Raw genomic sequence first — 6,194 nt, 5'->3', positions numbered from 1 at the left:
TTAATAACAAATTAAAATTGTTAAAGCGTTGTGGATTTGGATTTAGAAACTTTAACAATTTTGAAATTAGAGCTTTGATTAGCTGGCATTTTCCTAATATTTTAGCATAGTAGGTACGAAAGAGCCGGTTTTTCTGACCATTTGCGCTCGATTAACTCGTGCCGCGCAATTTTTACAACATTGGTAACGTAACTGGGGGCAAAATCAGCAATGCCTTTGCTTTTCAGAATTTGGAAAATTATCGACTCTATATATTCCTCAGTTTCGGGGCTCCAAACACCAGGGTTATCCGCCTCGTACCGATACCAACAAAGGGTTTCGTTGTTAAACGCTAGGCGGTTCCGGTAATCTTCGGCAATTTCCCGACCCATCGCGTCGGCACTAGGTCTTTTAGATTTAGTGGGTGAATCGCCGCCGCCATCTTCCTCAAAGTCGGCTACCGATACCGTTGGGTTAGAGAACTGTTTTTCTAATCTTTTGATGGTTTCTTCTGGCCCCATTTCTGCGATAATTTCCTGAATATCTCCACCTTCTATAATATTGGGGGCGATATCTTTTGGATTGATTAATATGCAGGGGAAATTTACTTCATCGCAGGCTTCTTTCACAACAACGGCTTTTCTGATTCCCGGCTCATCGTTGTCATGCAGGAATCCTAGAACTACTATTTTCTTGCCTGTTGATTGCAGCGATTTGACGAAACTGCCGACACCCTCTGAGTTCCAGGTTTTCAAGCTGACAGCCACCAGTCCCATTTCTCGGCAAATCTCAACATTCGATTCCCCTTCAACCATCAATACATTGATAGCCGCATCATCGGGTTGGTTGGAGATGAAATCTATGGCTTCGGACAATCCGTAAGCCGGCCAACTGGTTTCACCAATACCCGGAACCCATTTACCCGCATTCAGGTAAAAAGGACGGATAGTTTTGTCCCGACCTTTGGGTTTGTCGGCGGCCGGCCATTGGAAACGGCGAACCTGCTGGGTTTCGCTGTAACGGTAAATGATTTGTGCAACTTGGCGGCGATCGCGTGGCACTTTCTCTTCCTGGGAAATTAGCCGCCAATTTTCATCGGTGACAGGTTGGGGTTTGGGGGAATCCCAAACCGGTTCGGGTTGCTGAATTAATTTCCCATTCGATGGGATAAAAATTTGTTTGGGGGTGCCCTTGGTTTTCTTGGGAGTGCGGGTTTGTTTCTCCCCACCGATTTCGATATTCGCATCTAATTTTTTCACCGCGTCAAAAAACTCTATATTGAAATGCTTCTGGAGAAAGGTAAAAACGTCTCCACCCTCCCCACAGCCAAAGCAGTTATAGAGCTGCTTTGAAGGGCTGACGTTAAAACTCGGTGTTTTTTCATCATGGAAAGGGCATAAACCGACAAAATCTTTGCCGACGCGCTTCAGGTTTATGTGCTGCCCAATCACATCTTCAATAGGGTTGGCATCTTTCAGCGCTTCAATTACCTTGGGGTCGATGACTGTTGTGGAACTCATGGCATTACTCCTTTTTTTTGATTTCCACACCCGACTCATGCAAACTTAGAGAAATAACTTGACAACCATCAACTATTAATGTAAAAATGTAATTAATATTTAATTTGTTCTCAAGTTATTTCTCTGAGGTGCATGAGTCGGGTGTGGTATGTAGTAGGTTTTTATGTTAACTATCAGATAACTTATCAAAGTCTACTATATATCTTATCCAAAGTCAACCTCAATGCTGAAGTCCGCGCAGGCGGACTTTTTGTTGGGCTTTTAGTTTTTGTTCAGCTTGGTTGGATGGCAGGGATAGCGGTTGGTGATGCGTCCGCCTGTTATCCTTTGCCCATAAGCGCTCTTAGCAATTAACAAATCATTGTCGCGTTATTTTCGACTGTTTGTTTGATTCTTTCACCCATTCAAGAATCTCATTTGGCTGAACTTCGTAGGTTTCGCAGATTATACCTAGAACCGTTGGAGAAGGCTGATGGCGAGGATTATTGTACAGCTTATACCCAGTGCCGGGTGCGATTCCAGTCTCTTTGATGAATTGATAGACGGATATCCCTCTACCGTCCACTAACTGCTTTATTTTGTTTTTCATGGGCATTGTTAAAATTTCTCCTTTAAAAATATTAGCAATTCGTTGATAATATCAAGCGATAACTATGCCTTATCAGTTGATACTATCAATATATGGTATCCTCACCATTTATTTATTGCTATTATGTTGACAATATCATGTAGTTAATAGTATATTGAATATATAAGCTGCATCGGCTCACACCCCGCCCTGAGAAAGCAAATGTGAGCCGCCAGCACCCGCAAAGAACTTACAGGTAAAGAAATTATGACAGAAAGCGTCTTTGACCGTATTACCGAGGCATACGGTTCGCGGCTGGAACATTTGAATCGGATAGAGAAATGGGAACTTTTGGCGTACATTGCCGCCTCCCATGTGACGTTGGAGAAACACTCCGGGATGTCAGTAAAGGATGCTTTAGAGCACGTAAATTTCGACGTGCAGTCTGCCGATGCTTTAGAAGTAATTACGATGCTTGGTAAGTCGTCTCGTAGAGAATTACTGTCCTTCAGCCACGCAATTGTTTCACAGTTGAGTCAAGAGTAAGCAGGAGTCCTGCCCCCGCCCTATCCCATTGAAAACGACAGGAGACAAACAATGCAAAAACAACTGGCTGAGGCTTTTGTTAAGGCTAACGAAGCTGCTGGATTTGATGAAAATGACTGTCGTATTCGTGAAGAGTATATTGGTCGCGGATGCTCTAATTCCACAACTGGGATTGTTGGGAGCATCAGCCACTTATTAGCACTTGCTGTCACATTCCCGGAAATGTTTGGTAAGGATAATAGCCAAATACTTGAAAGCGGATTTCAAATTGACAGCATGGGGAAATACGACCAAATCATTTACTAATTTCGGTGACGGAGGCGAAAATGTACATCATTTACCATCCGCAAAAAGCCTGTTATTTTTCTTCAGGGGAGAGCGAGTACGTTAACAGACTAGGCTATTGTCTTACACCTGCATGGGTTCCTCGTTCAGGTTTGGCTTGGAGCACTTCATCCTACAGTTTGGCCAGACAAGTTGCGGCTCAATACGGTGGCACGGTACTAAATTATCCTTGATTTAGTAGCCCTCATTTCTCACTACACATACACCAACTTCAAGAACAATGAAAGTAGAAGATGATAGCGATTTATTTGCAGTGTATCTGCTAAATTCGCAAATTGAGGAATTAAATGAGAGTCTTACTGAGCTAAAAAATTCCTTGAGAGAAGCTGAGAAAAAGTTGCAGAATAAACTGCATTCAATGACTGAAAATGGGCTAGGCAATCCAGCGATCGCAGGGACAACCCCAAAAGGAACATTGTTCATGGCGCATCTGGAATTTGATGATGGTAACGTAATTCTTGAAGAATTCGATTTGGAAAAAATAGCGGCACTGAAAGCAGAAATTAAAGCTATTGAGGAAGAGCCAAAAATGAAATATGCCATAGCGATAGTTCATTATTTTTCTGAGGAATTGACCGCTATACGATGGCTTTCAAAGCTAACAACAAGTAATTCCTTTGTCTGGGATGAAAGAATTGGGCAAGCCAGACTTTTTAATTCTGTTGAATCAGTAAAACTGATGCTAGAAAAGTTGTTGGCAACGATGCCAACAGAAGATATGCCGAGCGTCATCTGTGTTAATTGTGCAGATGACAATCACAATCACATTATTCCCCCAAACAAGCGAAAATGGCTTCTCCAATGTACCGTTCCAATTGAAAATGAATAACAGCATTTTAGTTGAATCTAATTCAATTTCCTTATCCTTACTAGGAAATAATAAGACAAAGCTGGAGTCGTGGCTTCACTTTCTTACTCAAAGCCACACTTTTGCTTCATCAGGAAAGATTGTATCGTCTAATGAAAAACCGAAGCACGCCCTAAAGTTGGAAGGTGTCTCGGAGGCGGCGAGAAAGTGGATTAATAGCAACTACAACCCTCTGAAAAGAGCGCCCTATCACTCCGTGCGGGAGTGGGAGAGAGTGCGCCCTAAACCAGCAGTAACAGTTCCCCTTTGGCAAGTGAGAGTCAATTTGGATGTTGCTTTTAAGGGAACGGCAGAAGAGGCTAGGCGGTTCTTTGATGGTGTAAAGCAGCAGCCTAAAACTAAGATGGCTTCGCTGATTTCACCGGAAGATAGGATTGAAGAAATTTGGAAACGTGAAAACTAGAGAATAAGTAGTTGTTAGTTGTTAGTTGTTAGTTGGGAACCTCAAAACAAGGCTGGAGAATATGACTTTGCAACCGAAAAATCAGTCAAGTAATCACCAAGTAGTTTTTGATTAAGCTGGCTTCTTGGAGAGCATTCCCCGATTTACCTGTTACAACCCGGAGTGTGGGTGCGCCACTTTAACTCGTCAGCCTTGGATGAGTACAGGAGTTTGGAATCAAAAAGTTCATGAGTTCAAACTTGCCCATCCATTTGACAAAGACAAAGCTGTTGACTGTTAGGAATGAAAAACGAAATGAGACTCACACATACGACAAGATACGCGCTAGTTAGAGCCTGTTACTCTGTGGAAAACAACTGTGGTTTGCTTGACGTACTAACTGAATATGACCCTTCTATGTACCCTGTCAAAAGTTTTACCCAGTGTTTCAGCCTGTAGCACCAGTAGAGCTAAGTTTAGTTCGCGGAGTAAAGAGGGAAAATAATCTATTTGTTTCATCGAAGGAATTGGTTAGAATAACTTTTTATGGCAATCGCAGAAATGCGTTACATTTTTTCGTGAAGCAATGAAACTAAAATTTTTTCGTGCCGGCAAACATACTGCCTCGTCTGGTCAATCAGTAGAATTTAGCCATTCTGAGCTAGCTGCGATCGCAACCAATTATTCCCCCAGCCTCCGAGCTGCACCCCTGATTTTAGGGCATGACCCATTAATTGAAGCAGCGGCTTTGGGTCAGGTCGATACCCTCACAGCTTATGTTCGCAATGCCCTTTCAGAGCTAGCCTTTGGCATGGTCAAATCAGTTGAGGTTGTTAACAACAACGAGCTTGTCGCCAACATCGACCCAGTTTCGCCACGCTATCTAAAGATGGTTCGAGAGGGCGAACTGATTGGGTTATCTGCATCGTTTTTTGAAGCGAATGCCTTGGGGAATCCCACACCCGGTCTGCGGTATTTAAAGCATATTGCGGTACTCGGAAAAACGCCTTCAGCGCTTAGCGATTTATTACCGTTGTCTCAAAATTTTTCTCAAAGTAACATTGATGGGATTATCTCTATAAACTTCTCTGATATGGATGTGGTAGAGCTCCAAAAACAAAATCAGGCTCTCAAGCTGCAATTAGAAAGGGGGAATAGGCTCTCTGAAATTGCTGCAACGGTCGGGGCTCTGACAAATTTGCCAATCTCTTTCAATGCTGCCCCTACAGACAATATCGAATTTGCTGCGGGGCAACCAGCGATATACCAATGGCTGTTGGGACTAGAAAATCATCAATACCGATTTGCCATTGATTTAATTAAGCATCTTGGCTCTGTTTCCAGTCAGCAATCAACGAATTTTTCCTTGCTTAATTCTGAGCCAATAAGTGCGATCGCAACTCCCCAGTCTGGAGGGGTGAACAATTCGATTTATACAGGCGCATCCCTAAGAGCCGAGTCTCAGATTGAGGCATTTTCTAGAGCGCATTCCGTCAGCTTTAAAGAAGCCGCCGAACGACTCGGTTACGTTTAGTTTAGGTTTCACGCTTAGTTTAAGGAAGTTTATGACACAATATATCGCACAATCAACTCGAACCGTCGTTGCCCAAGAAGATGTCGAAGCTTTCCGATTTATCTCAAATAACGGTTACATGGCAGACCCCGGAAATCCCAAAGCTGACCCAATTGTGCTTGGGGTTTCCCTAACCAACGGCAAAAAAGGAGAGGCCGTAACAGTTGTATTCGACGGTTCTGCTTGTGTTGAATCAAAAGTTAAAATGGGGACTTGGGAAGAGTTTACGATTGATACTTCTTCTACTCCAAGTTTGGTTTCGACTGTGACCAAAGCATCTGATATCTATGTAAAATCAGGGGCAAAAGGGACTGCTGCTATCGGTACGAAAGCTGACCATTTAGGAGTTTTACCCCCTCACTCCTACAATAAAGTAGGAGATTCCGCGTTAGTAGAAGTAATTTTAATTTAGG

The 6,194-nt window shown here is 42.9% G+C and carries 9 protein-coding genes; 7 read left to right on the top strand and 2 right to left on the bottom strand.

Annotated elements, in window-relative coordinates; genetic code table 11:
• Positions 1 to 101: 101 nt before the first annotated feature.
• Both PY364_RS08705 and PY364_RS08700 read right to left on the bottom strand, forming a co-directional pair.
• Complete coding sequence (locus PY364_RS08705; RefSeq protein WP_275521849.1) at positions 102 to 1,499, bottom strand: CHC2 zinc finger domain-containing protein; 1,398 nt, start codon at positions 1,497 to 1,499, stop codon at positions 102 to 104.
• A gap of 358 nt (positions 1,500 to 1,857) precedes the next feature.
• The gene (locus tag PY364_RS08700; RefSeq protein ID WP_275521848.1) at positions 1,858 to 2,094 is read right to left on the bottom strand and encodes a helix-turn-helix transcriptional regulator; all 237 of its coding nucleotides are present in this window, start codon (positions 2,092 to 2,094) and stop codon (positions 1,858 to 1,860) included.
• A 240-nt stretch (positions 2,095 to 2,334) separates the two neighbouring features.
• Here PY364_RS08700 and PY364_RS08695 point away from each other — a divergent pair, with 240 nt between their 5' ends.
• From PY364_RS08695 to PY364_RS08665, 7 genes are all read left to right on the top strand, one after another.
• Entirely contained in the window at positions 2,335 to 2,613 is a 279-nt protein-coding gene (locus tag PY364_RS08695; RefSeq protein WP_275521847.1) for a hypothetical protein, read from the top strand.
• Positions 2,614 to 2,664: 51 nt separating this feature from the next.
• Positions 2,665 to 2,919 (top strand): hypothetical protein, encoded by a 255-nt coding sequence (locus PY364_RS08690; RefSeq protein WP_275521846.1) that lies wholly within the window; start codon positions 2,665 to 2,667, stop codon positions 2,917 to 2,919.
• Positions 2,920 to 2,939: 20 nt separating this feature from the next.
• On the top strand, positions 2,940 to 3,131 hold the full coding sequence (locus tag PY364_RS08685; protein ID WP_275521845.1) for a hypothetical protein: 192 nt from the start codon (positions 2,940 to 2,942) through the stop codon (positions 3,129 to 3,131).
• A 47-nt stretch (positions 3,132 to 3,178) separates the two neighbouring features.
• Positions 3,179 to 3,787 (top strand): hypothetical protein, encoded by a 609-nt coding sequence (locus PY364_RS08680; RefSeq protein ID WP_275521844.1) that lies wholly within the window; start codon positions 3,179 to 3,181, stop codon positions 3,785 to 3,787.
• Positions 3,780 to 4,229, top strand: a complete 450-nt coding sequence (locus PY364_RS08675) for a hypothetical protein (RefSeq protein ID WP_275521843.1) — start codon at positions 3,780 to 3,782, stop codon at positions 4,227 to 4,229. Before PY364_RS08680 ends, PY364_RS08675 begins: the two co-directional genes overlap by 8 nt.
• A 565-nt stretch (positions 4,230 to 4,794) precedes the next feature.
• On the top strand, positions 4,795 to 5,742 hold the full coding sequence (locus PY364_RS08670) for a hypothetical protein (protein ID WP_275521842.1): 948 nt from the start codon (positions 4,795 to 4,797) through the stop codon (positions 5,740 to 5,742).
• 31 nt (positions 5,743 to 5,773) lie between these two features.
• Complete coding sequence (locus PY364_RS08665) at positions 5,774 to 6,193, top strand: hypothetical protein (RefSeq protein WP_275521841.1); 420 nt, start codon at positions 5,774 to 5,776, stop codon at positions 6,191 to 6,193.
• The last annotated feature ends 1 nt before the right edge of the window (position 6,194 follow it).

This window comes from Kamptonema sp. UHCC 0994 (assembly GCF_029167235.1).
GTDB lineage: Bacteria > Cyanobacteriota > Cyanobacteriia > Cyanobacteriales > Microcoleaceae > Kamptonema.
This window is presented reverse-complemented; position numbering and strand designations above follow the sequence as displayed.

What these genes read in the sequence shown, in the direction of transcription:
- PY364_RS08680 (WP_275521844.1), top strand. Translation starts at nt 3,179, where the DNA reads ATGAAAGTAGAAGATGATAGCGATTTATTTGCAGTGTATCTGCTAAAT.
- PY364_RS08665 (WP_275521841.1), top strand. Translation starts at nt 5,774, where the DNA reads ATGACACAATATATCGCACAATCAACTCGAACCGTCGTTGCCCAAGAA.
- PY364_RS08690 (WP_275521846.1), top strand. Translation starts at nt 2,665, where the DNA reads ATGCAAAAACAACTGGCTGAGGCTTTTGTTAAGGCTAACGAAGCTGCT.
- PY364_RS08695 (WP_275521847.1), top strand. Translation starts at nt 2,335, where the DNA reads ATGACAGAAAGCGTCTTTGACCGTATTACCGAGGCATACGGTTCGCGG.
- PY364_RS08705 (WP_275521849.1), bottom strand. Translation starts at nt 1,499, where the DNA reads ATGAGTTCCACAACAGTCATCGACCCCAAGGTAATTGAAGCGCTGAAA.
- PY364_RS08675 (WP_275521843.1), top strand. Translation starts at nt 3,780, where the DNA reads ATGAATAACAGCATTTTAGTTGAATCTAATTCAATTTCCTTATCCTTA.
- PY364_RS08685 (WP_275521845.1), top strand. Translation starts at nt 2,940, where the DNA reads ATGTACATCATTTACCATCCGCAAAAAGCCTGTTATTTTTCTTCAGGG.
- PY364_RS08700 (WP_275521848.1), bottom strand. Translation starts at nt 2,094, where the DNA reads ATGCCCATGAAAAACAAAATAAAGCAGTTAGTGGACGGTAGAGGGATA.
- PY364_RS08670 (WP_275521842.1), top strand. Translation starts at nt 4,795, where the DNA reads ATGAAACTAAAATTTTTTCGTGCCGGCAAACATACTGCCTCGTCTGGT.